Annotated in this window: 32 protein-coding genes; 27 read left to right on the top strand and 5 right to left on the bottom strand. The window is 53.5% G+C overall.

The features are described 5' to 3' along the window. Nucleotides 1-6 precede the first annotated feature (6 nt). The 20 genes from rplN (at nucleotide 7) to SPV1_RS02260 (ending at nucleotide 10,123) form a co-directional block, all read left to right on the top strand. Nucleotides 7-375 (top strand): 50S ribosomal protein L14, encoded by a 369-nt coding sequence (gene rplN, locus SPV1_RS02345; RefSeq protein WP_009849486.1) that lies wholly within the window; start codon nucleotides 7-9, stop codon nucleotides 373-375. Between the two features lie 23 nt (nucleotides 376-398). Then, entirely contained in the window at nucleotides 399-728 is a 330-nt protein-coding gene (gene rplX / locus SPV1_RS02340) for a 50S ribosomal protein L24 (RefSeq protein WP_009849485.1), read from the top strand. 13 nt (nucleotides 729-741) lie between these two features. After that, entirely contained in the window at nucleotides 742-1,281 is a 540-nt protein-coding gene (rplE, locus tag SPV1_RS02335) for a 50S ribosomal protein L5 (protein WP_009849484.1), read from the top strand. Between the two features lie 12 nt (nucleotides 1,282-1,293). Continuing rightward, entirely contained in the window at nucleotides 1,294-1,479 is a 186-nt protein-coding gene (locus SPV1_RS14070; protein ID WP_009849483.1) for a type Z 30S ribosomal protein S14, read from the top strand. Nucleotides 1,480-1,492: 13 nt separating this feature from the next. After that, the gene (gene rpsH, locus SPV1_RS02330; RefSeq protein WP_009849482.1) at nucleotides 1,493-1,888 is read left to right on the top strand and encodes a 30S ribosomal protein S8; all 396 of its coding nucleotides are present in this window, start codon (nucleotides 1,493-1,495) and stop codon (nucleotides 1,886-1,888) included. Nucleotides 1,889-1,896: 8 nt separating this feature from the next. Continuing rightward, on the top strand, nucleotides 1,897-2,430 hold the full coding sequence (rplF, locus tag SPV1_RS02325) for a 50S ribosomal protein L6 (RefSeq protein ID WP_040881406.1): 534 nt from the start codon (nucleotides 1,897-1,899) through the stop codon (nucleotides 2,428-2,430). A gap of 34 nt (nucleotides 2,431-2,464) precedes the next feature. Further along, nucleotides 2,465-2,818, top strand: coding sequence for a 50S ribosomal protein L18 (gene rplR, locus SPV1_RS02320; protein WP_009849480.1), 354 nt, complete (start codon nucleotides 2,465-2,467; stop codon nucleotides 2,816-2,818). Between the two features lie 13 nt (nucleotides 2,819-2,831). Further along, complete coding sequence (rpsE, locus tag SPV1_RS02315) at nucleotides 2,832-3,311, top strand: 30S ribosomal protein S5 (protein ID WP_009849479.1); 480 nt, start codon at nucleotides 2,832-2,834, stop codon at nucleotides 3,309-3,311. An 18-nt stretch (nucleotides 3,312-3,329) separates the two neighbouring features. After that, on the top strand, nucleotides 3,330-3,521 hold the full coding sequence (gene rpmD / locus SPV1_RS02310; protein WP_009849478.1) for a 50S ribosomal protein L30: 192 nt from the start codon (nucleotides 3,330-3,332) through the stop codon (nucleotides 3,519-3,521). A gap of 4 nt (nucleotides 3,522-3,525) precedes the next feature. After that, nucleotides 3,526-3,978, top strand: coding sequence for a 50S ribosomal protein L15 (gene rplO, locus SPV1_RS02305; RefSeq protein ID WP_009849477.1), 453 nt, complete (start codon nucleotides 3,526-3,528; stop codon nucleotides 3,976-3,978). A gap of 1 nt (nucleotide 3,979) precedes the next feature. Continuing rightward, a complete protein-coding gene (gene secY, locus SPV1_RS02300) occupies nucleotides 3,980-5,320 on the top strand; it encodes a preprotein translocase subunit SecY (protein WP_009849476.1) in 1,341 nt (446 codons plus the stop codon). Beyond that, the gene (locus SPV1_RS02295) at nucleotides 5,317-5,958 is read left to right on the top strand and encodes an adenylate kinase (protein ID WP_009849475.1); all 642 of its coding nucleotides are present in this window, start codon (nucleotides 5,317-5,319) and stop codon (nucleotides 5,956-5,958) included. Before secY ends, SPV1_RS02295 begins: the two co-directional genes overlap by 4 nt. A 3-nt stretch (nucleotides 5,959-5,961) precedes the next feature. Further along, the gene (infA, locus tag SPV1_RS02290; protein WP_009849474.1) at nucleotides 5,962-6,180 is read left to right on the top strand and encodes a translation initiation factor IF-1; all 219 of its coding nucleotides are present in this window, start codon (nucleotides 5,962-5,964) and stop codon (nucleotides 6,178-6,180) included. Nucleotides 6,181-6,346: 166 nt separating this feature from the next. After that, nucleotides 6,347-6,460 (top strand): 50S ribosomal protein L36, encoded by a 114-nt coding sequence (gene rpmJ, locus SPV1_RS14065; protein WP_081441956.1) that lies wholly within the window; start codon nucleotides 6,347-6,349, stop codon nucleotides 6,458-6,460. Between the two features lie 70 nt (nucleotides 6,461-6,530). Beyond that, nucleotides 6,531-6,899, top strand: coding sequence for a 30S ribosomal protein S13 (rpsM, locus tag SPV1_RS02285; RefSeq protein ID WP_009849472.1), 369 nt, complete (start codon nucleotides 6,531-6,533; stop codon nucleotides 6,897-6,899). 12 nt (nucleotides 6,900-6,911) lie between these two features. Next, nucleotides 6,912-7,301, top strand: a complete 390-nt coding sequence (gene rpsK, locus SPV1_RS02280; RefSeq protein ID WP_009849471.1) for a 30S ribosomal protein S11 — start codon at nucleotides 6,912-6,914, stop codon at nucleotides 7,299-7,301. Between the two features lie 11 nt (nucleotides 7,302-7,312). Further along, entirely contained in the window at nucleotides 7,313-7,942 is a 630-nt protein-coding gene (rpsD, locus tag SPV1_RS02275) for a 30S ribosomal protein S4 (protein WP_009849470.1), read from the top strand. Between the two features lie 17 nt (nucleotides 7,943-7,959). Then, nucleotides 7,960-8,937 (top strand): DNA-directed RNA polymerase subunit alpha, encoded by a 978-nt coding sequence (locus tag SPV1_RS02270; RefSeq protein WP_009849469.1) that lies wholly within the window; start codon nucleotides 7,960-7,962, stop codon nucleotides 8,935-8,937. Between the two features lie 24 nt (nucleotides 8,938-8,961). Further along, on the top strand, nucleotides 8,962-9,345 hold the full coding sequence (gene rplQ / locus SPV1_RS02265; RefSeq protein ID WP_009849468.1) for a 50S ribosomal protein L17: 384 nt from the start codon (nucleotides 8,962-8,964) through the stop codon (nucleotides 9,343-9,345). Nucleotides 9,346-9,688: 343 nt separating this feature from the next. Next, complete coding sequence (locus SPV1_RS02260) at nucleotides 9,689-10,123, top strand: c-type cytochrome (RefSeq protein ID WP_009849467.1); 435 nt, start codon at nucleotides 9,689-9,691, stop codon at nucleotides 10,121-10,123. Between the two features lie 15 nt (nucleotides 10,124-10,138). On the opposite strand, the gene SPV1_RS02255 is transcribed toward SPV1_RS02260, so the two are convergent. Beyond that, nucleotides 10,139-10,681: a septation protein A gene (locus tag SPV1_RS02255; RefSeq protein ID WP_009849466.1), complete on the bottom strand. Its 543-nt coding sequence runs from the start codon at nucleotides 10,679-10,681 to the stop codon at nucleotides 10,139-10,141. Between the two features lie 100 nt (nucleotides 10,682-10,781). Here SPV1_RS02255 and SPV1_RS02250 point away from each other — a divergent pair, with 100 nt between their 5' ends. Next, the gene (locus SPV1_RS02250) at nucleotides 10,782-11,933 is read left to right on the top strand and encodes an alpha/beta fold hydrolase (RefSeq protein ID WP_155806611.1); all 1,152 of its coding nucleotides are present in this window, start codon (nucleotides 10,782-10,784) and stop codon (nucleotides 11,931-11,933) included. A 35-nt stretch (nucleotides 11,934-11,968) separates the two neighbouring features. Here SPV1_RS02250 and SPV1_RS02245 read toward each other — a convergent pair whose 3' ends face one another. The 3 genes from SPV1_RS02245 to SPV1_RS02235 all read right to left on the bottom strand — a co-directional run bounded on the left by SPV1_RS02245 (nucleotide 11,969) and on the right by SPV1_RS02235 (nucleotide 14,798). Then, complete coding sequence (locus tag SPV1_RS02245; RefSeq protein WP_009849464.1) at nucleotides 11,969-13,189, bottom strand: IS256 family transposase; 1,221 nt, start codon at nucleotides 13,187-13,189, stop codon at nucleotides 11,969-11,971. 88 nt (nucleotides 13,190-13,277) lie between these two features. Continuing rightward, entirely contained in the window at nucleotides 13,278-13,715 is a 438-nt protein-coding gene (rnhA, locus tag SPV1_RS02240; RefSeq protein ID WP_009849463.1) for a ribonuclease HI, read from the bottom strand. Beyond that, nucleotides 13,716-14,798 (bottom strand): mechanosensitive ion channel family protein, encoded by a 1,083-nt coding sequence (locus SPV1_RS02235; RefSeq protein WP_040881405.1) that lies wholly within the window; start codon nucleotides 14,796-14,798, stop codon nucleotides 13,716-13,718. A gap of 185 nt (nucleotides 14,799-14,983) precedes the next feature. Here SPV1_RS02235 and SPV1_RS02230 point away from each other — a divergent pair, with 185 nt between their 5' ends. The 6 genes from SPV1_RS02230 (at nucleotide 14,984) to SPV1_RS02205 (ending at nucleotide 20,450) form a co-directional block, all read left to right on the top strand. Then, nucleotides 14,984-15,553 (top strand): YceI family protein, encoded by a 570-nt coding sequence (locus tag SPV1_RS02230; RefSeq protein ID WP_009849461.1) that lies wholly within the window; start codon nucleotides 14,984-14,986, stop codon nucleotides 15,551-15,553. A gap of 129 nt (nucleotides 15,554-15,682) precedes the next feature. Beyond that, the gene (locus SPV1_RS02225) at nucleotides 15,683-15,973 is read left to right on the top strand and encodes a hypothetical protein (protein ID WP_018294331.1); all 291 of its coding nucleotides are present in this window, start codon (nucleotides 15,683-15,685) and stop codon (nucleotides 15,971-15,973) included. Between the two features lie 46 nt (nucleotides 15,974-16,019). Next, nucleotides 16,020-18,401: an intermembrane phospholipid transport protein YdbH family protein gene (locus tag SPV1_RS02220; RefSeq protein WP_009849459.1), complete on the top strand. Its 2,382-nt coding sequence runs from the start codon at nucleotides 16,020-16,022 to the stop codon at nucleotides 18,399-18,401. Between the two features lie 38 nt (nucleotides 18,402-18,439). After that, nucleotides 18,440-18,637: a YnbE family lipoprotein gene (locus tag SPV1_RS02215; RefSeq protein WP_009849458.1), complete on the top strand. Its 198-nt coding sequence runs from the start codon at nucleotides 18,440-18,442 to the stop codon at nucleotides 18,635-18,637. Between the two features lie 16 nt (nucleotides 18,638-18,653). Next, nucleotides 18,654-19,013 carry a YdbL family protein gene (locus SPV1_RS02210; protein WP_009849457.1) on the top strand — a complete coding sequence of 120 codons (360 nt, stop codon included), beginning with the start codon at nucleotides 18,654-18,656 and terminating at the stop codon, nucleotides 19,011-19,013. Between the two features lie 153 nt (nucleotides 19,014-19,166). Next, nucleotides 19,167-20,450, top strand: a complete 1,284-nt coding sequence (locus tag SPV1_RS02205; protein ID WP_009849456.1) for an AmpG family muropeptide MFS transporter — start codon at nucleotides 19,167-19,169, stop codon at nucleotides 20,448-20,450. Nucleotides 20,451-20,761: 311 nt separating this feature from the next. Here the strand turns inward: SPV1_RS02205 and SPV1_RS02200 are convergent. Further along, the coding region (locus tag SPV1_RS02200) for a hypothetical protein (protein WP_009849455.1) at nucleotides 20,762-21,087 on the bottom strand (326 nt) is incomplete at its 5' end.

Below are 21,087 nucleotides of genomic sequence, written 5' to 3'. Positions count from 1 at the left end.
ATTGGCATGATTCAGAATGAAACTGTATTGCAGGTTGCCGATAACTCCGGTGCCCGCAGAGTAAAATGCATCAAGGTACTGGGCGGCTCCAAGCGCCGTTATGCCAGTGTCGGCGATGTGATTGTCGTAGCGGTAAAGGAAGCAGTACCGAACGGTAAGGTAAAGAAGGGTGAGGTTCAGCGCGCGGTTGTTGTGCGTACAGCCAAGGAATTTCGTCGCGCCGATGGTTCGTCCATCCGCTTTGACGAGAATGCCGCTGTACTGCTCTCCAAGCAGAATGAGCCAATGGGCACCCGTATTTTTGGCCCTGTAACACGCGAACTGCGCAGCAAAGGTTATATGAAAATAGTTTCCCTTGCGCCTGAAGTGCTGTAAGCGGGAAAGTGAGGCGATTAGAGATGACAGCAACGGTGAAAACCCGAATTCGTAAAGATGATGAAGTGATCATCATTGCCGGTCGTGACAAAGGCGCACGTGGCAAGGTAATCCGTGTTCTGCCGCAGGATAGCAGTGTACTGGTAGCCAAGGTGAACATGATCAAGCGTCATACCCGTCAGACGGAAAACAGCGCAGGCGGTATTATTGACAAGGAAGCGCCTCTGGCGATCTCCAATGTGCAGTACTTCTGTGCCAAGTGCAAAGCCGGCGTCCGCCTGGCCGTTAAGACGCTTGAAGATGGTCGTAAGGTTCGTACTTGCTGCAAATGCGGCGAAGTGCTGGATAGGTAGGAGAGACTCGACAATGGCACGTTTGAAAGAACAATATAATGAAAGAGTAGCACCGGCTCTGAAAAAAGAGTTTGGCTACACTAATCCTATGCAGATTCCAGGCATCACCAAGATTGTGGTGAATATGGGTGTCGGCGAAGCATCTCAGAATGCCAAGCTGATGGACGGCGCACTGGCAGACATGATCGCCATTACCGGCCAGAAGCCTGTAGTGACCCGTGCTCGCAAGTCGATCGCCAACTTCAAGTTGCGCGATGGCATGCCGGTCGGTTGCCGTGTGACACTGCGTGGTGAGCGCATGTGGGAGTTTTTTGATCGCCTGGTCAATATTGCTCTGCCGCGTATTCGTGACTTTAAGGGCCTGTCTCCGAAGTCATTTGACGGTCGTGGTAATTACACCATGGGTATTCGGGAGCAGATTATTTTCCCTGAAATCGAATACGATAAGGTTGATAAAGTGCGTGGCATGGACATCACCATTTGCACCACTGCCAATACCAATGATGAAGGACGTGCACTGCTGAGAGAATTCAGCATGCCGTTCCGCAAATAAGAGGGCTGTTACATGGCTTCCAAGAGAATGATTGTAAAGTGCAACCGCACACCAAAATTTAAAGTTCGCGCCTATACACGCTGCCAGCTTTGTGGTCGTCCGCATTCGGTCTACCGTAAGCTGGGCATGTGCCGTATCTGCCTGCGTAAGCATGCGCTTGCCGGAGAGATCCCCGGCATGGTCAAGTCGAGCTGGTGAGGAGTATACAACTATGATGATGGACCGTATCGCCGACATGCTGACGCGAATTCGCAATGCACAAATGGCAGGGATAGAAAGAATTGAAATGCCTGCAAGCAAAACCTTGCTGGCAATGGCTGAACTGTTGAAGGATGAAGGCTATCTTGGTGCAGTCAAAGCCTATAACCACAAGGGCCATCGCTTTTTGCGTGTGACCCTTCGTTATGATGACGAAGCCAAGCCGATCATTCGTGAGATCAAGCGTATTTCCAAGTCCGGCCGTCGTGTTTACGTCGGTGCTGATGAATTGCCGCGTGTAAAAAATGGCTATGGTGTTGCGCTTATCAGCACATCACAGGGAATCATGACCGACAAGAAGGCACGCTCAGCCCAGGTTGGCGGCGAAGTCCTCTGTACGGTATTTTGAGGTAGATTATGTCACGAATTGGTAAACAACCCGTTACAATGCCGGCCGGCGTATCAGCCACTATCGGCAGCGACTCTATCACCATCAAGGGTGCCAAGGGTGAACTCACGTCTCCATTGTTCGCAGGCATTACCGCTGCACAGGAAGGCAATGTACTGACCATTAGCTGTTCCAACCTGGAAGACAAGAAGACCAAGTCTTTCTTCGGTCTGGTTCGCGCACTGGTTGCCAGTAATGTCACCGGCGTCAGTACCGGTTTTGAGAAGAAACTTGAGCTCAAGGGCGTCGGTTACCGTGCCCAGGTTCAGGGTAAGGCGTTGAACCTCTCCCTCGGTTTCTCCCATCCGGTTGTTCATGAGCTGCCTGAAGGTATCACTGCAGTTGTGGATCAGAGTATTATTACCATCAGCGGTATCGATAAGCAGCGTGTTGGACAGGTTGCTGCAGAGATCCGCGCTTACCGTCCGCCAGAGCCTTATAAGGGCAAGGGTGTGCGCTATGTCGGCGAGCATATCGTCATGAAGGAAGGCAAGAAGGCATAATGGCCTACAGCTTACAGGTAGAGGTTAGCAAGAGATGAGTATCAAACGTTACGAATCCAATGGCGCAGTGCGCCGTGCACGCAAAGTCCGCGCCAGGGTCAAAGCATCCCGTCGCCTGCGTCTGAGCATTTTCCGTTCAGCACGTCATGTCTATGCACAGATCATAGACGATGCAAACGGAACGACGCTGGCAGCAGCTTCCAGTCTTGATGAAGCCGTCAAGAACGGTGGCAACAAGGTGGGTGCTGAAGCAGTTGGCAAGTTGATTGCCGAGCGTGCCATCAAGGCTGGTGTCGAAGTCGTGGCTTTTGACCGTGGCAGCTTTGCATATCATGGGCGCGTTCAGGCGCTGGCCGAAGGCGCTCGCGCCGGCGGTCTGAAGTTCTAGGAGATACATACAAATGATCAACGCAAACGAATTGGATCTGAATGAGAAACTGGTGTCGATTAATCGTATCGCCAAGACAACATCCGGTGGCCGCCGTATGAGCTTCTCCGCCCTGATGGTTGTGGGCGACGGCAACGGTCACGTTGGCTACGGACATGCCAAGGCAAAAGAAGTGCCTGAAGCGATCCGCAAAGCAGGTGAAATCGCCCGCAAGTCGCTCATTTTCGTCCCTCGCAAAGATGGTTCGATCTTCTATCAGGTGACAGGTCGTCAGGACGCCAGCTACATCATGCTCAAGCCTGCATCCGAAGGTACCGGCGTAATCGCCAACTCGGCTGTACGTGCGATCATGGATGCGGTCGGAATCAGCGATATCCTGACCAAGTCACAGGGTTCACGGAACACGATTAACAGTGTTCGTGCTACCTTCAACGGATTGAAGATGCTGGAAAGCCCAGAGCAGGTTGCCGCACGTCGTGGCAAAACCGCCTGAACAGATTAGGAGCTCCAAATGGCAAACAAAGAAACGATCCGCGTCCGTCAGGTGAAGAGCGGCATCGGTTACTCCGAAGATCAGAAAGCAACACTGGTTGGTCTGGGTCTCCGTCGCATGCACCAGGTGGTTGAGTTGGAAGACACCCCGAGCGTTCGTGGCATGGTGAACAAGATCAAGCATCTTGTTCGAATTGAATCCGGAGAGTAATACGATGAAATTGAATGAGCTGAAATCAGCAGACGGTTCCCGCAAAGCGCGCAAGCGTAAAGGCATGGGCATTGCTTCAGGCAACGGCAAAACCGGCGGCCGTGGACACAAGGGACAGAAGTCCCGTACCGGCGGCAAGGTTGCACGTGGTTTTGAAGGCGGCCAGATGCCTCTGATTCGTCGTGTACCAAAGCGCGGCTTTACCCCGCTTTCCCGCAACGAATTCCAGGTTATTAATCTGGCTGATCTGAACGGTTTCGACGATGGTGCGGCAGTTGATGCAGCTGCATTGTTCGAGGCAGGTCTGATCCGTAATGCAGTTGATCCGATCAAGCTGCTGGCCACAGGCGTACTGAGCAAGAAAATCAGTATATCCGTAGCAGCTGCATCTGCATCTGCAGTCGCAGCTGTTGAAGCCGCTGGTGGTACGCTAAATCTGATCGTGAACGAGGGCTGATATGGCCTCTCAGCCGTCGGGCGCATTGGGTGGATTCGGTGATATCGGCAAGATTCCGGAGCTGAAGTCCCGTATTCTGTTCACTCTCGGTATGCTGATTGTTTACCGGATTGGTGCGCATATCCCGGTTCCCGGTATTGATGCGGGTGTTCTGGCGCAGTTCTTCAGCCAGGCCAAGGGTTCGTTGCTGGGCATGTTTGATATGTTCTCCGGCGGTGCCTTGTCTCGCCTGACTATCTTTGCTCTGGGCATTATGCCGTACATTTCAGCAGCAATTATTATTCAGTTGATGACAGTGGTTTCTCCGAAGTTGGAGCAGCTGAAAAAAGAAGGTGAGTCCGGTCGTCGCAAGATTACCGAATACACCCGTTACGGCACTGTGGGTCTGGCTATTTTTCAGGCTATCGGCATTTCCATCGGGCTGGAGTCATTTTCGGTCGGTGGGCAGTCTGTTGTGATTGATCCGGGCATGGCATTTCGTGCGATGACTGTGATCACGCTGGTGACAGGTACGATTTTCCTGATGTGGGTTGGCGAACAGGTAACCGAACGCGGTATCGGTAACGGTATCTCCCTGATCATCTTCGGCGGTATCGTTGCAGGCCTGCCTCACGCAGTTGGCTCTACGCTGGAGCTGGCCCGTACAGGTGAGTTCAGCGCATTTACCGTGCTGGGTCTGTTTGCGATGTCACTGGCTGTAACCGGTGCTGTGGTATGGTTTGAGCGCGCCCAGAGGCGCATTCCGATCCAGTATGCCAAGCGACAGGTGGGTAACCGCATGTATGGCGGCAAGGCCTCATTCCTGCCTTTGAAGGTGAATACTGCAGGTGTGATTCCGCCGATCTTCGCGTCATCACTGATTCTGTTGCCGGCAACCTTTGCCCAGTTTACCAAGGGCGTTGATGGATTTGCCTGGCTCGGTGATTTGTCGGCTGCGCTTTCTCCCGGTGCATGGCTCTATATGGCACTGTTTACCGGTCTGATCGTGTTCTTCTGCTTCTTTTATACGGCTATTGTGTTTGATCCGAAGGATACGGCTGATAACCTGAAGAAGCATGGCGGCTTTATTCCGGGCATTCGCCCCGGGCAGAAGACAGCTGATTATGTCGATAGCGTGCTTACACGCATTACTGTAGTGGGCGCGGCTTATGTCTCGATGGTCTGTCTGCTTCCACAGTGGCTGATCTCCGAGTTGTCCGTACCGTTTTACTTTGGCGGCACCAGCCTGTTGATCGTTGTGGTAGTGACGATGGATACGATGGGTCAGATTCAGTCCCATCTGATGAGTCACCAGTACGAAGGTCTGATGAAAAAGGCGCGTCTGAAGACCGGCAAATCATGAATGTGATTCTGTTTGGCCCTCCGGGTGTGGGCAAGGGTACTCAGGGTGAGAAGCTGGCCGGTGAAACTGGCATCAAGCATCTTGCCATGGGTGATATCCTGCGCACGGCCGTACGGGAAGCAACCGATGCGGGTATCGCAGCACGTGCGTACATGGACGCTGGTAAGCTGGTTCCCGATGAGCTGGTTGTGGCCATGATTGAGGACAGCATTATTGAGGATCTGTCACAGAACTTCCTCCTTGATGGCTTTCCACGCAATGTGGCGCAAGCCGAAGCGTTGAATCAGATGTTGTCCAGGCACGGGCTGAGTATCGGCCGTACGGTGTTTATGGATGCACCTGAAGATAGCTTGCTGGAACGCCTGAGCGGTCGGTTGATATGTAAGGCTTGCGGTTTTGGATTTCATCGGCAGTATTCGCCCCCCTCAAAATCAGGCATCTGCGATCGTTGCGGTGGAGAGTTGTACCAGCGTGATGATGACCGGGAAGATGTGATTGCGCATCGACTTGAAGTGTATAAAGAGCAGACAGCCCCATTGCTGGATTACTACAGGCATAAGGCAGGATTTCGCATGATAGATGCATCCGGGGAAATGGAGACGGTTTACGCCGCTCTGAAAGAGGCGGTAGAAGGTTAAAGCATGGCAAAAGAAGATATTATTGAAATGAGCGGTGAAGTGGTTGAAAAACTTCCCAATGCCATGTTTACAGTTAAGTTGGAGAACGGGCACGAGTTGTTGTGCACGATTTCCGGAAAAATGCGTAAGTATTACATCCGCATTCTTCCAGGTGACAAGGTGACGGTTGAAATTTCACCTTATGATCTTTCCCGCGGTCGCATCAGTTACCGCGAGAAGTAATCGACATCCAGTCGGTTGTCGAAACAGCGTACAGCTGAGAGAAGATCACCACCTGGTGGATGATCAAACCGGGCGACAGCAAAAAGTCCCCCGGCTCATTGATGGGTAGTAATACCTACGGTGAACACCATGCCGGTTTATCCGGCAGAGTTGAGGAGGTGCAGGCATGAAAGTCCGTGCATCGGTCAAGAAAATGTGTAACAAATGTCGAGTGATTCGCCGCAAGGGCGTAGTCCGCATTATTTGCGAGAATCCACGACATAAACAGCGACAGGGTTAAGGAAGTTGCGCGCCGTCATACTTATCGGTATGGTTCGCGCCCTTTTCCTCAAGGCCTAAGGAGGCAGCAAGTGGCTCGTATAGCCGGTGTAAACATTCCGACTCAGAAACGCGTAGAAATAGCGTTGACATATATTTATGGTATTGGTCATACAAGCTCTAAGGCAATTCTTGCCAGTGCTGGTATCGACGTTAATACCCGCGTCAAAGATCTGAGTGACGGAGAAGTAGATAAAATCCGCTCATTGATTGATGCAGATTACGCTGTGGAGGGTGACCTTCGCCGTGAAGTAACGATGAGCATTAAGCGTTTGACGGACCTCGGTTGCTACCGCGGCCTGCGTCATCGTAAAGGCCTGCCCGTTCGCGGTCAGCGCAGTAAAACTAATGCTCGCACTCGTAAAGGCCCGCGCCGTACAGTCGCTGGCAAGAAGAAGTAACAGGGGTTTCGAATGGCTAAACCAAAAGCCTCGGCCAAGAAGCGTGTCCGCAAGAATATTGCGAACGCTGTTGTCCATATTAAGGCAAGTTTCAATAACACACTTATTACCTTCACGGATGGTAACGGTGACGCAATATGCTGGGCAACCAGTGGCGCTTCAGGCTTCCGCGGTTCTCGTAAGAGCACTCCGTTTGCTGCCCAGGTTGCTGCTGAAGAAGCTGCCCGCAAGGCGATGGATCACGGCGTGAAGAACTGCTCTGTGCTGGTTCGTGGTCCGGGTAGTGGACGTGAGTCCGCATTGCGTGCCATTGCTGCAGTAGGCATCAATGTCACTACTATCCGCGATGTTACCCCAATTCCACATAATGGATGCCGCCCGCCCAAGCGGCGCCGCGTTTAGGAGCTTAATACATGGCACGTTATCTGGAAGCCAAGTGTCGGTTATGCCGACGTGAAGGCGAAAAATTGTTTCTCAAGGGTGGCAAATGCTACTCGGACAAATGTCCGATTGAGCGTCGTCCTTATGCACCTGGTATGCACGGTCAAAACCGTCGTACCAAGGTATCTGACTATGGTCTGCAGTTGCGTGAAAAGCAGAAGGTCAAGCGTATTTACGGTCTGCAGGAAAAGCAGTTCCGCGGCTACTTTGATGATGCTGATCGCATGCCTGGCATTACCGGTCTGAATCTGCTGCAGATTCTTGAATCACGTCTTGATAACGTGGTCTACCGCATGGGGCTTGCCTCATCCCGTACCGAAGCACGTCAGATTGTTCGTCATAAGCTGCTTAAGGTAAACGGCGGTATTGTGAACATCCCTTCTTACCGTGTCGCTGTCGGCTCTCGTCTTGAGCTTGTTGACGGTGCCAAGGAGCAGTTGCGTGTAAATGCTGCGACAGAAGCTGCAGGCAGTCGTGGTGCGGCAGAGTGGCTGGATGTTGATCTGCCAAGCCGTCAGGGTGTTTATCGTGAGATGCCTGTGCGTGACCAGCTGGATTCGAATATTCGCGAACAGCTGATCGTCGAACTTTACTCCAAGTAAACATTGAGGACCGATTCATGCAATTGATTAATCCGCGCCACATCAGCATTGAAGAGAAAGTACCAGGTCGTGCTGCCAAAATCGTGTTTGAGCCGCTTGAACGCGGTTACGGCACAACAATTGGCAACAGCTTGCGTCGCATGCTGCTGTCATCGCTGCCGGGTGCCGCAGTAACATCGGTTCTGATGGACGGCGTTGCGCATGAATATGACTCCATCAAAGGTGTTCGCGAAGATGTCATGGACATCATCCTCTCTTTGAAGGAGCTCGACCTCCGTATGGAAGGCGACGAAGCGGCAACTATTTCACTCGAGATCAAAGGCTCTGCGATTGTTACAGCTGCCGATATCAAGTGCCCTGCCGGCTTGTCGGTGCTGAACCCTGAGCTGATTCTGGCGCATCTGAATGACGATGCTCACCTGAAGATTGAGGCGGTAGTAGAAAAGGGTCGTGGATATGAGCCTGCTACCGATCGTGAAGTGGATGAGCGCGCGGTTGGTTCATTGTTGGTGGATGCCTCCTACTCTCCGATTCGCCGTGTTTCAACACGTGTTGAAGCTGCCCGTGTGGGTCAACGCACCAACTATGACAAGCTGATCATGGAAATTGAAACCAACGGATCACTGTCTCCGGAAGAAGCATTGAATTCCGCGGCAAAAATCCTGGAAGCTCAACTGGCAGTCTTCGTAGACTTTGAAAATGTGTCTATCGTTTCTGAGCCGGAAGGTCCTGATGATACACTGGACAACCTGCTGATTCAGCCGATTGAACACCTGGATCTGTCTGTTCGCTCGATGAACTGCCTGAAATCCGACGATGTGTTCCGCGTGGGTGATCTGGTTCAGCGTAGTGAGCAGGAGATGTTGCGTACACCGAACTTCGGTCGCAAGTCACTGAATGAAATCAAGGAAGTCCTGGAAAATATGGGACTTGAACTGGGCATGGATTTGCCTAACTGGCCACCGCAGGAAGATGCGGAAGCGCTGGAAGACTGAGTCTGGCAAGAGAGGACAGGATAGATGAGACATCGTAAACACCGCGGTTCATTAGGACTGCCTACCGGGCACCGTCGCGCTCTGCTGGCCAATCTGGCTACAGCGCTGCTGACGCATGGCCGTATTGAAACGACAGAAGCTAAAGCACGTGCAGTGCGCCCTTATGTCGAGAAACTGATTTCGCTGGGCAAGCGTGGTGATCTGCATGCACGTCGTCAGGCTCTGGCTAAATTGCGTTATCGTCCGATTGTTGATCTGCTGTTCAACGACGTGGCTGCTGCTTGTTCCGATCGTGCCGGTGGTTACACCCGCATGATCAAGACCGGCTTTCGTGCCGGCGATGCTGCATCCATGGCGATTATTGAACTGGTTGATCAGGTTGAGAAGACCGAGGCAGTCGCCGAATAAGATCGCAATCAATAGTGATTGTTTTAAAGGCCCCGCATTGCGGGGCCTTTTTTTTGGTCCGTTCTTTGCACAAACAGAGAGTTAACAAATCTGAAACAGCATAGCCGATCGCGGTTCTGCCGCTTTCTCCGCGTTCGAATTTACTGGGTTTGTAGCCTGCTAGCTGGGGATCAATGACCCGGCAGAACTCCTTACGCTTAATATTTCATGCAGAAAACTTCCATTTATGCGCGATAGGGCTTTTTGGGTCCGGAGCGGGGTGGGTTGTTTACTATGAGTGTTTCCGGCGTACAGTATCCGCCGTGCCGATATTTCGACATAAATCAGATGCAGGGAGCCCGGAATGTTTGTTAAACGTATACGCAATTCGACCATATTGCTGGCCTTTATCTCGGTGGTGGTGGCCGCACCCTTCACAGGTTACGCCGAGTCATTGAATCAGGCCGTGGAGAGCGGCAAGCACCTGTTTATGACGGCCAACTTCAACGGTAACGGCAGAACCTGCAACAGTTGTCATATGGCCGGTGGAACCACAGCGGGCAAACTGCCCGACGGCAGCCCTATTCCAAGTCTGAACAATGCGGCGGCTGTTTTTCCCCGTTACAATCGCAGGCAGGACAAGGTTATTACGCTGCTCGATCAGGTGCATAACTGTGTTGCAGGGGCGCTGCAGGGTACACCGCCTGCGTATGACAGCGCCGAGATGGTTGATCTGATCAGCTACTTGTCATCGTTATCACAGGGAAAGCCGCTGAATATGGGCGGTAAGCCTGAATAGCCGCATTTGAGCCCGTCAGTCGGTTTTCTCTGTTTCCTTCAGATAGGGAAGCAGATAGAAGCTCTGGGCGATAATGAATGCGAAGGTCAGTCCCATCAGCCCGAACAGTTTGAAGTTGACCCAGGTGTCGGTGTCGAACGAGAAAGCGACATAGAGATTCAGGGCGCCAAGCACAATGAAGAAGAGAGCCCAGGCAATATTCAGCTTTGTCCATACGTTTGAGGGTAGCGTAATGTTGGCGCCCATCATACGTTCAATCACCGGCTTTTTACCTATAAACTGCGAGCCGATAAAAACAACGGCAAACAGCCAGTTTATGGCCGTGGGTTTCCACTTGATGAATACTTCATCGTGCAGGGCCAGGGTCAGTGTGCCAAACAGGGCAACCAGTACCAGTGTGATCACATGCGATTTTTCGAATGAACCTTTGACCATGCGGTGTCCGAATGTCTGCACAGCAGAGGCTGCAATCAATACAGCGGTCGCGGCATAGATGTCGACCGTCTTGTAGACAATGAAAAACAGCAGAACCGGGAAAAAATCAAATAACATCTTCATAAAGCGTATCAGACCATAGCAACCGCTTCTTGCCAAGCATAAGCGCCGAGGTGGCGATTCGGCTATTGGCATGTGCAGATCAATCGGGAAGCATGCCGGCATGATGAAGCGCTTGATTCGTCCCGTCAGCCTGCTTGCTTTGGTCTTGCTGCTTGCCTCCTGTGCAGGCAAGAGCAGCGAACAGGTCGCCCGGAATCTGTGGCAGGGATGGGAGGAGTCAGACCTGCTGATGCAGCCCGACTATCCTGATGCCGTGCCTGTGTTGTTGGTGCATGGATGGAACGGTGATGAGTTCACATGGCCGAATGCAAAACGATTGCTGGCGATGGAGAAGCGTCTCGGGCGGGATATCTATTATTTCAACTACCGGACCGGTGCATTACCGAATCGCTATCCGCCACTTGAGGCTATGGAAGAGCATCTGGAGCGCTACCTGAAAAGCTTTCCGGGACAGGTTGATATCGTTGCGCACAGTATGGGCGGCCTGCTGGTGCGGCAGTACCTGTCTCACCATGCAGGCAACAATGTGCGTCGTTTGTTGCTGTTGTCGGTGCCTCATTTCGGTACGAGTGCAGCCAGTCTGCTCTCGGAGCTGGCATCGGTGACTGCGACAGGCAATGTACAGGCTCAGGAGATTCAGCCGGGCAGTGATTTCCTCTGGCATCTGAACAGCCTGGACGGCAGCGAACTCGATGGCATCCAGGTGCTTAATGCTTATGCCATCAGTAAGCATACCCTGAGAGGAGATCTGGTCGTCGATCCGGTCTCTGCGTGGTTGCCATGGGCGCCCAATGTGGTGGTTACAGGTGATCACTCAACACTGCCCAGAGAACTGGACCGGCTCCCTTTTATTTACAATTTCCTGCAGGAAGGAGCTATTCCTGCAGAGCTGGCATCAGAACCGGCGCAGCGTAATCTCTGGGTCAGGGTCAATGGCCATGACCATGTGCCGCTCAACTTTACCCCCTCATCGGTGAAACGCAGACCGGGCAGGGATAAGCATTGGGAGAGTAAGGGGACGAGCCTGTGCTGTGGCCTGCGCAGCTCAATGTATGATGAGGGTGCCACGACTGTCATCGCTGAAGATGTGCATGCCGGTGAGTCATTGCGACTGATTGATCGCAGGCAGACACCCGCCGGGGTGATTCAGGTTGATGTGCCCGATGAGCTGGATCAGCCGGTAACATTAATCGAACGGAACCTGGCCGGTCAGTCGCTTGCAGCGCCTGTTGAGGCGGCGACAGACGAGTAAACGAGCCTGTAAATCTATCTGTGTAAATAGCCATCTCAGATTCTCTCCGGCATTCGATCCGGAAACTCGATCATAAAGCGGTTCAGTGCGGCTTTCCAGTCGCGAATGGGCATGGTCCATTTTTTGGCCGCAGCCTCGATGGCCAGCCAGACGACCTTCATGGCCGCCTGATCGTTTGGGAATACCTTGCGATTCTTGATGGCCTTGCGAATCACGCTGTTGAGCGATTCGATCGCATTGGTCGTGTAAATGACCTTGCGGATCTCATCAGGATATTCAAAAATCGTGATCAGATTTGGCCAATGCCTGCGCCACATGATGCTGATGGACGGATATTTTCCATCCCATTTCTCAGCAAAGATATCCAACTCCCGTTCAGCTTCTTCCACAGTGACCGACTGGTAAATCCTACGCAAATCCGTAGCCACGTGCTTGCGATCCTTCCAGGCAACAAAGCGCAAGGCGTTGCGCACCATGTGCACGATGCATAGCTGCACCTTCGTTTGCGGGAACACCGCGTTGATGGCGTCCGGAAAGCCCGTCAGGCCGTCCACACAGGCGATAAAGGCATCTTGCATACCCCGGTTCTTCAGCTCCGTCAGCACTGAAAGCCAGAACTTCGCACCCTCGTTCTCGGACAGCCAAAGACCGAGAACTTCCTTCTCGCCCTCAAGATTGATGCCCAAGGCAATATAGATGGCCTTGTTCAGAACCCGCTTATCCTGGCGAATCTTCACCACGATGCAGTCCAGATACAGAATCGGATACAGAGTATCCAGTGGACGGTTCTGCCACTCAACAACCCGTTCCAGTACAGATTCGGTTACCTTGGAAATCAATCCGGCAGAAACATCGGCGCCGTACATCTCCTTAAATGCGGCCACAATGTCCCGTGTACTCATGCCCTTGGCATATAAGGCCAGAATCTGATCATCAAATTGCGTCAGACGACTCTGGCCCTTCTCCACAATACGAGGCTCAAAGCTCGAATGACGATCCCGGGGGACCTCAATCTCGACTTCACCGTGCCCACCAATCAGGCGCTTGGTTGAATAACCATTGCGGCTGTTAGATGAATCGCTGCGCTCGCTCGGGGCATAGCCCAGATGTGCTTCCATTTCTCCACCAAGCGCCGCCTCAACTGTCATCTTCACCAGGTCTCGGCTCAGATTAGACAAATCTTCTTCGGTCTTGACGTGCTTCGCCAGCTCACGGGCAATCGCTTCAAGCTCGTTTCGTTTCTCATTCTTCTTCATAAATGCTCCTTCCTCAGTTCTTGCTGAGTAAAGCATTTACACAGTTCAATTTACAGCCTCGAGTAAACCGGTAGCGAGATTTCAGTTATCAAGCGGGTATGCCACGCCTGGCCAGCTCATCCGCCCGTTCATTTTCAACGTGCCCCGCATGCCCCTTCACCCACTGCCACTGTACTTCATGCCGGGCTGCCAGAGTGTCCAGCTCCTGCCAGCGCTCGAGATTGGAAACAGGTTTCTTGCCGACCGTTTTCCAGCCTTTTTTCTTCCAGTTGTGAATCCACTCATTCATGCCCTGAACAACATATTTGGAGTCCGAGATGACGGTGATTTTGCATGGCTGCTTAAGCGCCTTGAGTGCTTCGACCGCAGCTTGCAGCTCCATCTGCTGGTTGGTGGTCTCAGCTTCGCCGCCATAGATCTCTTTCTCGTGCTTTCCCATGCGCAGCAATACGCCCCAGCCACCGGGTCCGGGGTTGCCGGAGCATGCACCATCGGTAAAGGCCAGAACAACCGGCTTCTCAGTCATTCACTCTTTTTCAATATGCAGTGTGCGCGTTGGAAAGGCGAAGTTGAGATTCATCGACTCCAGTAGCTCCATGATCTGCATATTTATCTCCTGACGTACTTGCAGGTACTCTGCCCATACCTTGCTTGATGAGAAATAGTAGAGAAAAATGGAGAGGGAAGAATCTTCGAACTCGTCGAATTTTACCAGCTTATAGCCCTGATCGACCCCCGGATGCTTTGTCAGTATCTCTTCGATGCCGGCAATGGCTTCGGCCATCTGGGCTGCAGTCGTATCGTAGGTCAGGCCGATGCGCATCTTGATGCGGCGCTGGCTGCGGGCATCAATATTGTCGATCACCATGTTGGCCAGTGATGAGTTGGGTACATTTACCAGCGTGCGCTCAAACGTGCGTATCCTGGTCGAGCGAAACCCGATCTCTTCGACTACGCCTTCGAATTCGTTCGTTTTGACCCAGTCGCCCACGGTGAACGGGCGATCAACGAGGATCATGATCGAGCCGAATACGTTGGCGATGGTATCCTTGGCCGCCATGGCAATGGCGATACCTCCGATGCCGAGAGAGGCGAGCAGGCCGGAGATTGAATAGCCCATATTCTGTGCAACGACCAGCACAGCCGTCATGACCAGAAAAATTCTCAGCGTTTTGGCAACGAAGGGAACCAGCTGATCGTCCAGCGATGAATCCGTCTCACGTGCGCGGGCGGTAAAGTAGGCTGACAAACCACTGATCAACCGCCACAGAAACCAGATGCCGATAAATATGGCGATAATCCGCCCGGCTTGGTCGGCAAGGGAGACCAGCGGAAATATTTCTGCCGGTGGGTGCAGTAAATGAACGGTCAGCAGCAAGCCAATGACAAGAATGAACATGCTTGCCGGCCGCTCTGCGGCAGCAAGCAGTACGTCATCGAGTTGGGTTTTTGTGCGTGAGGCCAGTTGTTTGGCCATGCGGTTGAATACGGAAAGTGAAATGCGCTGGGCAGCGACTGTCATGAACAGGGCGATGACAGCCATCAGCCAGTGCGCCAGCGTAATATTTAACAGCGAATGCTCGGTTAACAGGGTCCAAACTTCTTGCATCATGCCTCTCCTTGATCATGTTGTCGGCCATGCTAGAGGGATAGCGATTTATTGCATCCGGCTGTGACTCAAGCATGGATAAAAACATGCAACTCTGACAAAGGCACACACGATGCAGTGTTGTGCTCAGGATGTGGCCGGGCAAGAATTCGAGTTGGATATAGTCCGGGATAAAAGGAGTGCTTATGAAAAAGATAGTGATGTTATGTATGCTGTGTATGCCGGTGTGCGGTTGGGCGGCCGACTGGTCTCTGGATGGTAATCAGTCGACGCTGAACTTTGTATCGGTCAAAAAAGGCGCGGTGGGCGAGGTGCACCATTTTAACGGCCTGCAGGGCTCAATTGACGATGGACAGGCGAAGATCTCTGTTGATCTGAGCAGTGTGGAGACCGGCGTGGCGATTCGCAACGAGCGTATGCAGTCGATGCTGTTTGACGTGAGTCACTTTGCCACTGCAACCATTACCGCTGATATCAGCAGACTAAAGGTTGCAGCGCTAAAGCCCGGTGAAACTCTGTCGGCTGACCTGCCATTGACGCTCGACTTGCATGGCATGCGTAAAGATATGCATGCCGATGTGACCGTGGTTGCGCTGGCTGACGGCAGCTTGCTGGTCAGCAGCAGGGCACCGGTGATCGTCAAGGCTGCGGATTTTGGTCTGGATGCGGGTATTGAGGCATTGCGTGAGGTGGCGAAACTGCCATCGATTGCCACAGCCGTACCTGTCACATTCCAGTTGCATTTCAGCCGCTGAGGTCATCGCTACGGCAGATCAGGTATGAAACACAGACCCGCTGTAACAGGCGGGTCTGTGTTTTTTACGATCTGCCTCATTGACCAATGCAGGCAGCTTTTCTATGCTGTTGTCACAGAGGAAATGACCATGACTGATTCGGCACTGCACAGAATGATCGGTGAACCCGAAGCACTTATACGGCTGATCGGGCAACGGGTACGTTATCTTGATGAAGAGTATGAGGTGACCGATCTGCTGGTCGAAGAGGGCTTGATGATCCTCTCCTCGGCCGATGGCGATCAGGTGCAAGAGGACAGTTATGGTCGGCCCAATCGACTGGTGCCACGCTGCCAGCAGTTGCGCTTTCGCGATGTACACGGGGAGCCGACCAGTATCTGGGTGGAGCTGTCTTTTCTTGATGGTCCGCTATTGGGTTAACGCCTGCCCGTACCACTTGGGTTTCGCCCATTCGCCGGGCTGACAGATGCCGTTAAAACGCACTACTCTCTGGCTGATCGCTTTCGTGCTGTTGATGGCGGTTACTTATATCTCCCTTCCGCAGCTGCTTTCAATACTGATATCCGCACGACTGGCCGATGCCGGCTATAGCAGCAACCAACTCCATATCGCATCGTTAAACCTGAGTCGTGCAAGAATCGACACCGCTCAGTTGCGATCTGATGATGGTGCGTTGCAGATCAGCATGCAGGGGCTGAGCGTGGATTACTCGCTGACCGAGCTGTTGACGGGTCATATCCGGCGCATTGAACTGGCCGGTTTGTCGCTGGCGATAAAGCCCGCCTCCGCTCCGGCACAGGGTGTCAGTATTTCGGCACCGGCAGCTATGCTGGCTCTGATTCCTGCCGAAGAGCTGCATGTGGATCGGATACATATTGATTTCCCGCCCGACCAACCATTGCGACAGATCACCGGGCAACTTGATTATGGGCATGGCACGCTGAAAGCGCCGCTCGTGCTGGATAACGGAAGAGAGCAGTTTCATCTGCAGGCCGAGATGAAACAGGATGGTAGCTTGCGTATAGCTCTCGAGCAGCCGGGGCAGGAGGCTGTTGCCGAAATTGCATCAATCAGGGGCATGGTCAGTGATCAACAGGGGAAACTGCATTTTGCAGGCACTCTGCATGCCGATTATGCGCTGCTATGGCCACTTGCCGGGAGCTGGTTGCGCGGAGAGAAGGTTGGGGGTCAACTGGATGCGGAGCTGAAACTGGCATGGCCGGAGCTGCTGCCATCGAACGGACTGGCTCTCTTCTCAAGTCTTGCCGGCGAGGTTCGGGTTTCGACCAGGCTGACGGCAGAGCAGTGGGGGTCAGCAAAGCAGGTTGACCTGAACGGAACGCTACGACTGACTGTTGCCGATGGTCATTGTGAATGGCGGGTCGCCAGAGGATTGAAGCTGGCAGCACAGTGGCCGGATACAACCGGATCGCCATCACTGTCGTTGCCGGCCGGGCTGCATGGATCTGTTGTACGGGATGAGAACAGGTTGCTGCTGACCCTGGCGCCACAGCAGACGCTTGGCTTGGGCAAGCTGCAGTTTTCCGGATTGAAGCTGCCTGATACAGAGATAAACGTCGACCAGCCGCTACAGCTGTCCTATGCAACGGCGTCAGGCTGGCAGCCTGAAAGCGTTGGCCTGTCTGTAGCAAAACAGATATTGCAATGGAATGACCTGCGCATAACGCACCAGGGAGGCTCGCTCCGGCTGGATTCAGGCAGGAAGTGGCAACTGCGAATGAGTGGCGTGACGCTGGCTGCCGGTGCTGTCGCTGTTCGTGCGGCGGATCTGGATCTTTATCTGAGCTATGAGCAGGGAGTCGCTTCATCCCGTTTTGCCCTCGTCAGTCAAGACGGTCTGCTGCAGCTCAGTGGCCGGGCGAAACAACAGCTACAAACAGGCAGCGGGTCGCTGACATGGTCAGTGCCCGAAGTCGCGTTTGGCGAGAGCCATCGCCTGAGCCGCTGGCTAAAGATGCGACCGGATATCGATCTGGATGGCGGGGCGTTGTCACTCAGCGGTTCCAGTGACTGGCGGCGATCCGGCACGGCATACAGGTTCAATCATCATATCGACGCCGTGCTGCAGAGCCTCTCGGGCAACGTGGGCGAAAGCCGCTTTTCCGGTTTATCAACGCATCTGCAGCTGGCAGGCGGCGAGCGGCTGAGCAACCGCTCGCCGGCCACGATAACGCTGACCCTGCTGGATAACGGTGTTGCCATACGCAATCTCACGCTCAAGCTCGGCCTGGAGCTCCCATTGAGCGGGCGAAAGCCGGTAGTGCACGTTGATAATGCATCGGCAGAGCTGCTGGGGGGCAAGGTTGCCGGCTCCGGCATCACTCTGGATTTCAATCGCAGGAAAAATCCGTTCAACCTGAGTGCGACACATCTGGATATCGAGCAGATACTGGCGCTGGAGAGGCAGCAGGGGCTATATGGCAGCGGGCTGCTGGACGGTACGATTCCGATGATATTCACGCCGGATGGCATGACGGTAGTACAGGGGCATTTGTCGGCGCGTGCACCGGGTGGCGTGATCCGTTACGTGGCCAATGATACAGCGCAGGCGCTGGCGAAGAGCAACTCGAAAATGGATATGGTGCTTGGCATCTTCCACGATTTTCACTATGATCAGATGAACGTGACGACAGATTATGCGGCTAACGGCCAGTTGATGATGCAGGTACATCTGGCCGGGAGAAATCCGGCGTATGCCGCAGGGCGTGCAGTGGCATTTAATCTCAGCCTCGAAGAGAATGTGCTCCAGTTGCTGAAGAGCCTGCGTGTTGACAGCAATGTCAGCAAAGGAATAAACAAACGGATGCAGCAGCGTCTGAAACGGTAAGACTGGCGAGGTCGTTCGCACAGCAAGGCAGGTGGGTAATGCGCAAAGCAGTAATCATGATTGTGATGTTCACGGGCTATGCCGCAGTGCTGTTGGCATGTACCCCTACCGTCAAGGTTGAAGTGCCGGACAAGCCGATCACCATCAACCTGAATGTAAAAATCGAACATGAGATCCGCATCAAGGTGGAAAAAGATCTCGATCATGTCCTGTCGCAAGACAGTGGCCTGTTCTAGGAAAGGGAGTCGAATTATGTGTTATTTTAACTATACCCGTTACCTTGTGATGCCGCTGTTTGCCCTGATGCTGGGGCTCTCCTCGATGGTGGCGATACCTGCAAGCGGCTGGGCGATGGACTTGCACGATGCCAAGGCATCCGGCCTGGTCGGCGAAAAGCCGGATGGTTACCTCGGAGTCGTTCAGGGCGGAGCAGCTGTAGCGGCGCTGGTTGCCGATATAAACGGCAAGCGGCGTGCGCATTATCAGGCGATTGCCGCAAAAAATGGTACGTCATTGCAGGCGGTCGAAGTGCTCGCCGGACGTACAGCGCAGGCGAAGACGGCGCCCGGCCAGTTTATCATGACCGCTTCCGGTCAGTGGGTACGAAAGTAAGCGCACCCCAACAGGGCGGTGCAAGCAACTGCACGGCGACAATGCTTGAGTGAGACCCCGATGCAGATCAACAGAGACTGAAGCCTCTTTTCACCATAGCGTGCAGCAGGTAAACATCACGTACGCGAATGTGAAAGGGAAGCAACCTACATCATGATGAGTATCATCTCACCGCTGTTCACCCGTAAAATGGCTATCTGCGTCTTTACCGGCTTTGCTTCGGGTTTGCCGCTGTATCTGCTGATCAACCTGCTGCCTGCATGGCTGCGCAGTGAACATGTGGATCTGACGACCATCGGTCTGTTTGCGCTGATCCAGTTTCCCTATACATGGAAGTTTTTGTGGTCGCCGCTGCTGGATCGCTACGCAGTACCGTGGCTGGGTCGCAGGCGTGGCTGGATGTTGCTGACTCAGGTCGCTTTGTTACTGACGATCGCCGCTATGGGGGGCTTTTCACCGCAAACGGAACTGACGATGATCATCCTCTTTTCCACGCTGCTTGCCTTTCTCTCCGCAACACAGGATATCGCGCTGGATGCCTATCGGCGGGAGCTGCTGTCGGATGAAGAGCTGGGGCTGGGCAACTCGGTACATGTCAATGCCTACCGCGTGGCAGGACTGGTGCCGGGTTCTCTGGCGCTGATTCTGGCCGATCATCTGCCCTGGAGTGCGGTGTTTATGATTACCGCCCTGTTCATGCTGCCGGGCATGGTGATGACGCTGCTGGTCAGCGAGCCCGTTGTAGCGCTTGCACCGAAAAGCCTGCGTCAGGCGGTGGTTGAGCCGTTGCACGAGTTTCTTGATCGTCAGGGGTGGCGGGGTGCAGTGATGGTGCTGGCCTTTATCTTCTTCTACAAACTGGGCGACAGCCTGTGTACCGCACTGGCCACACCATTTTATCTGGATATGGGTTACTCCAAGACAGCGATCGGGCTGATTGCCAAGAATGCAGGGCTGTGGCCGGCCGTGATCGGCGGGCTGCTGGGCGGTTTGTGGATGGTGAAAATCGGTATCAACAGGGCACTCTGGTTGTTCGGGGTGGTACAGCTCGGCTCGATATTCGGTTTCCTCTGGTTGGCTGCAGTGGGGGTACAGGCTGATGTCGGTCCTGTAGAGTTGACCCGCCTGGCGGTGGTGATTGCCTTTGAGGCATTCGGCGTCGGGGTGGGTACGGCAGCCTTTGTGGCGTTTATCGCCCGCTCGACGCATCCGGCCTATACAGCGACCCAGTTCGCGCTGTTCAGTAGTCTGGCTGCAGTGCCGCGCACCTTTATCAATGCCGGTGCAGGCTGGCTGGTTGAGTCGATGGGGTGGGTGAATTTCTTTCTGTTCTGCGCCGTGCTGGCTGTGCCCGGTATGTTACTACTACTCAAGGTGGCGCCGTGGCATGATCGGCGGCCATCCATTCGAATAAACCCGCCATCTGATGGGGTATGAATAGCAACAAAACACTCAAAGCAAGAAACCTCACCCTTTTGGCATGATGAATGGAGTCTGCCTCTGCTCCGTCCGGCCTGTGCAGTATGTCGTGCAGGGAAGTATTACCAGTGTGACAGCTCCACACCGGTTAAAGGGGAAAGTAGCTCATTCCAGCAGAGTGCCGATATGTCTGTCCAAATGGTGCAGGCCATGAATGGGCTGAATGATGAATCACGATATTTTGGGCCGCCATGACTCCCCGCCCGCACGACTCATGGGTACGGTGCAGGGGCACCTTGACGGGTAGCCCTCATAAGTCGGGCAGAGTGCTAGTGCAGCATGCCCGTGCTGCTCATGATTTTTGGACCATCAGGGGTTATTGATACGGTATCTTCAACGTTTGATGTTTCTTTATGGGGGCGAAGCCGGGAAATTTGACCGGTGATGGTAGCCTCATAGCGCACCTTGTATGAATCTTCATCCCGCTGAATCGTCAGTCCTCTTATACTCATCTTAATGCTGTTAAACATCCGGAAACTGTTAGTCAGGGTTTCCTCCAGATCATAGATGTCGCTACCGTCTGCCGCATGCCAGTTACGTGAAAACAAACGAGACAGAGCCGAGTAATTTTTACTTTGATATGCATGGCAAAATC

The sequence above is a fragment of the Mariprofundus ferrooxydans PV-1 genome (assembly GCF_000153765.1).
GTDB lineage: Bacteria > Pseudomonadota > Zetaproteobacteria > Mariprofundales > Mariprofundaceae > Mariprofundus > Mariprofundus ferrooxydans.
This window is presented reverse-complemented; position numbering and strand designations above follow the sequence as displayed.

Excerpts from the sequence above, each read along its gene's own strand:
- rplF (WP_040881406.1), top strand. The coding sequence starts at position 1,897 with ATGTCACGAATTGGTAAACAACCCGTTACAATGCCGGCCGGCGTATCA.
- SPV1_RS02225 (WP_018294331.1), top strand. The coding sequence starts at position 15,683 with ATGACTGATTCGGCACTGCACAGAATGATCGGTGAACCCGAAGCACTT.
- rplQ (WP_009849468.1), top strand. The coding sequence starts at position 8,962 with ATGAGACATCGTAAACACCGCGGTTCATTAGGACTGCCTACCGGGCAC.
- SPV1_RS02270 (WP_009849469.1), top strand. The coding sequence starts at position 7,960 with ATGCAATTGATTAATCCGCGCCACATCAGCATTGAAGAGAAAGTACCA.
- rplN (WP_009849486.1), top strand. The coding sequence starts at position 7 with ATGATTCAGAATGAAACTGTATTGCAGGTTGCCGATAACTCCGGTGCC.
- SPV1_RS02205 (WP_009849456.1), top strand. The coding sequence starts at position 19,167 with ATGATGAGTATCATCTCACCGCTGTTCACCCGTAAAATGGCTATCTGC.
- rpsD (WP_009849470.1), top strand. The coding sequence starts at position 7,313 with ATGGCACGTTATCTGGAAGCCAAGTGTCGGTTATGCCGACGTGAAGGC.
- rpsH (WP_009849482.1), top strand. The coding sequence starts at position 1,493 with ATGATGATGGACCGTATCGCCGACATGCTGACGCGAATTCGCAATGCA.
- secY (WP_009849476.1), top strand. The coding sequence starts at position 3,980 with ATGGCCTCTCAGCCGTCGGGCGCATTGGGTGGATTCGGTGATATCGGC.
- rpmD (WP_009849478.1), top strand. The coding sequence starts at position 3,330 with ATGGCAAACAAAGAAACGATCCGCGTCCGTCAGGTGAAGAGCGGCATC.
- SPV1_RS02255 (WP_009849466.1), bottom strand. The coding sequence starts at position 10,681 with ATGAAGATGTTATTTGATTTTTTCCCGGTTCTGCTGTTTTTCATTGTC.
- SPV1_RS14070 (WP_009849483.1), top strand. The coding sequence starts at position 1,294 with ATGGCTTCCAAGAGAATGATTGTAAAGTGCAACCGCACACCAAAATTT.
- SPV1_RS02245 (WP_009849464.1), bottom strand. The coding sequence starts at position 13,189 with ATGAAGAAGAATGAGAAACGAAACGAGCTTGAAGCGATTGCCCGTGAG.
- rplO (WP_009849477.1), top strand. The coding sequence starts at position 3,526 with ATGAAATTGAATGAGCTGAAATCAGCAGACGGTTCCCGCAAAGCGCGC.
- SPV1_RS02235 (WP_040881405.1), bottom strand. The coding sequence starts at position 14,798 with ATGCAAGAAGTTTGGACCCTGTTAACCGAGCATTCGCTGTTAAATATT.
- SPV1_RS02295 (WP_009849475.1), top strand. The coding sequence starts at position 5,317 with ATGAATGTGATTCTGTTTGGCCCTCCGGGTGTGGGCAAGGGTACTCAG.
- rnhA (WP_009849463.1), bottom strand. The coding sequence starts at position 13,715 with ATGACTGAGAAGCCGGTTGTTCTGGCCTTTACCGATGGTGCATGCTCC.
- rpsK (WP_009849471.1), top strand. The coding sequence starts at position 6,912 with ATGGCTAAACCAAAAGCCTCGGCCAAGAAGCGTGTCCGCAAGAATATT.
- SPV1_RS02260 (WP_009849467.1), top strand. The coding sequence starts at position 9,689 with ATGTTTGTTAAACGTATACGCAATTCGACCATATTGCTGGCCTTTATC.
- SPV1_RS02230 (WP_009849461.1), top strand. The coding sequence starts at position 14,984 with ATGAAAAAGATAGTGATGTTATGTATGCTGTGTATGCCGGTGTGCGGT.
- rplX (WP_009849485.1), top strand. The coding sequence starts at position 399 with ATGACAGCAACGGTGAAAACCCGAATTCGTAAAGATGATGAAGTGATC.
- SPV1_RS02215 (WP_009849458.1), top strand. The coding sequence starts at position 18,440 with ATGCGCAAAGCAGTAATCATGATTGTGATGTTCACGGGCTATGCCGCA.
- rplR (WP_009849480.1), top strand. The coding sequence starts at position 2,465 with ATGAGTATCAAACGTTACGAATCCAATGGCGCAGTGCGCCGTGCACGC.
- SPV1_RS02250 (WP_155806611.1), top strand. The coding sequence starts at position 10,782 with ATGATGAAGCGCTTGATTCGTCCCGTCAGCCTGCTTGCTTTGGTCTTG.
- SPV1_RS02220 (WP_009849459.1), top strand. The coding sequence starts at position 16,020 with ATGCCGTTAAAACGCACTACTCTCTGGCTGATCGCTTTCGTGCTGTTG.
- infA (WP_009849474.1), top strand. The coding sequence starts at position 5,962 with ATGGCAAAAGAAGATATTATTGAAATGAGCGGTGAAGTGGTTGAAAAA.
- rpsE (WP_009849479.1), top strand. The coding sequence starts at position 2,832 with ATGATCAACGCAAACGAATTGGATCTGAATGAGAAACTGGTGTCGATT.
- rpmJ (WP_081441956.1), top strand. The coding sequence starts at position 6,347 with ATGAAAGTCCGTGCATCGGTCAAGAAAATGTGTAACAAATGTCGAGTG.
- SPV1_RS02210 (WP_009849457.1), top strand. The coding sequence starts at position 18,654 with ATGTGTTATTTTAACTATACCCGTTACCTTGTGATGCCGCTGTTTGCC.
- rplE (WP_009849484.1), top strand. The coding sequence starts at position 742 with ATGGCACGTTTGAAAGAACAATATAATGAAAGAGTAGCACCGGCTCTG.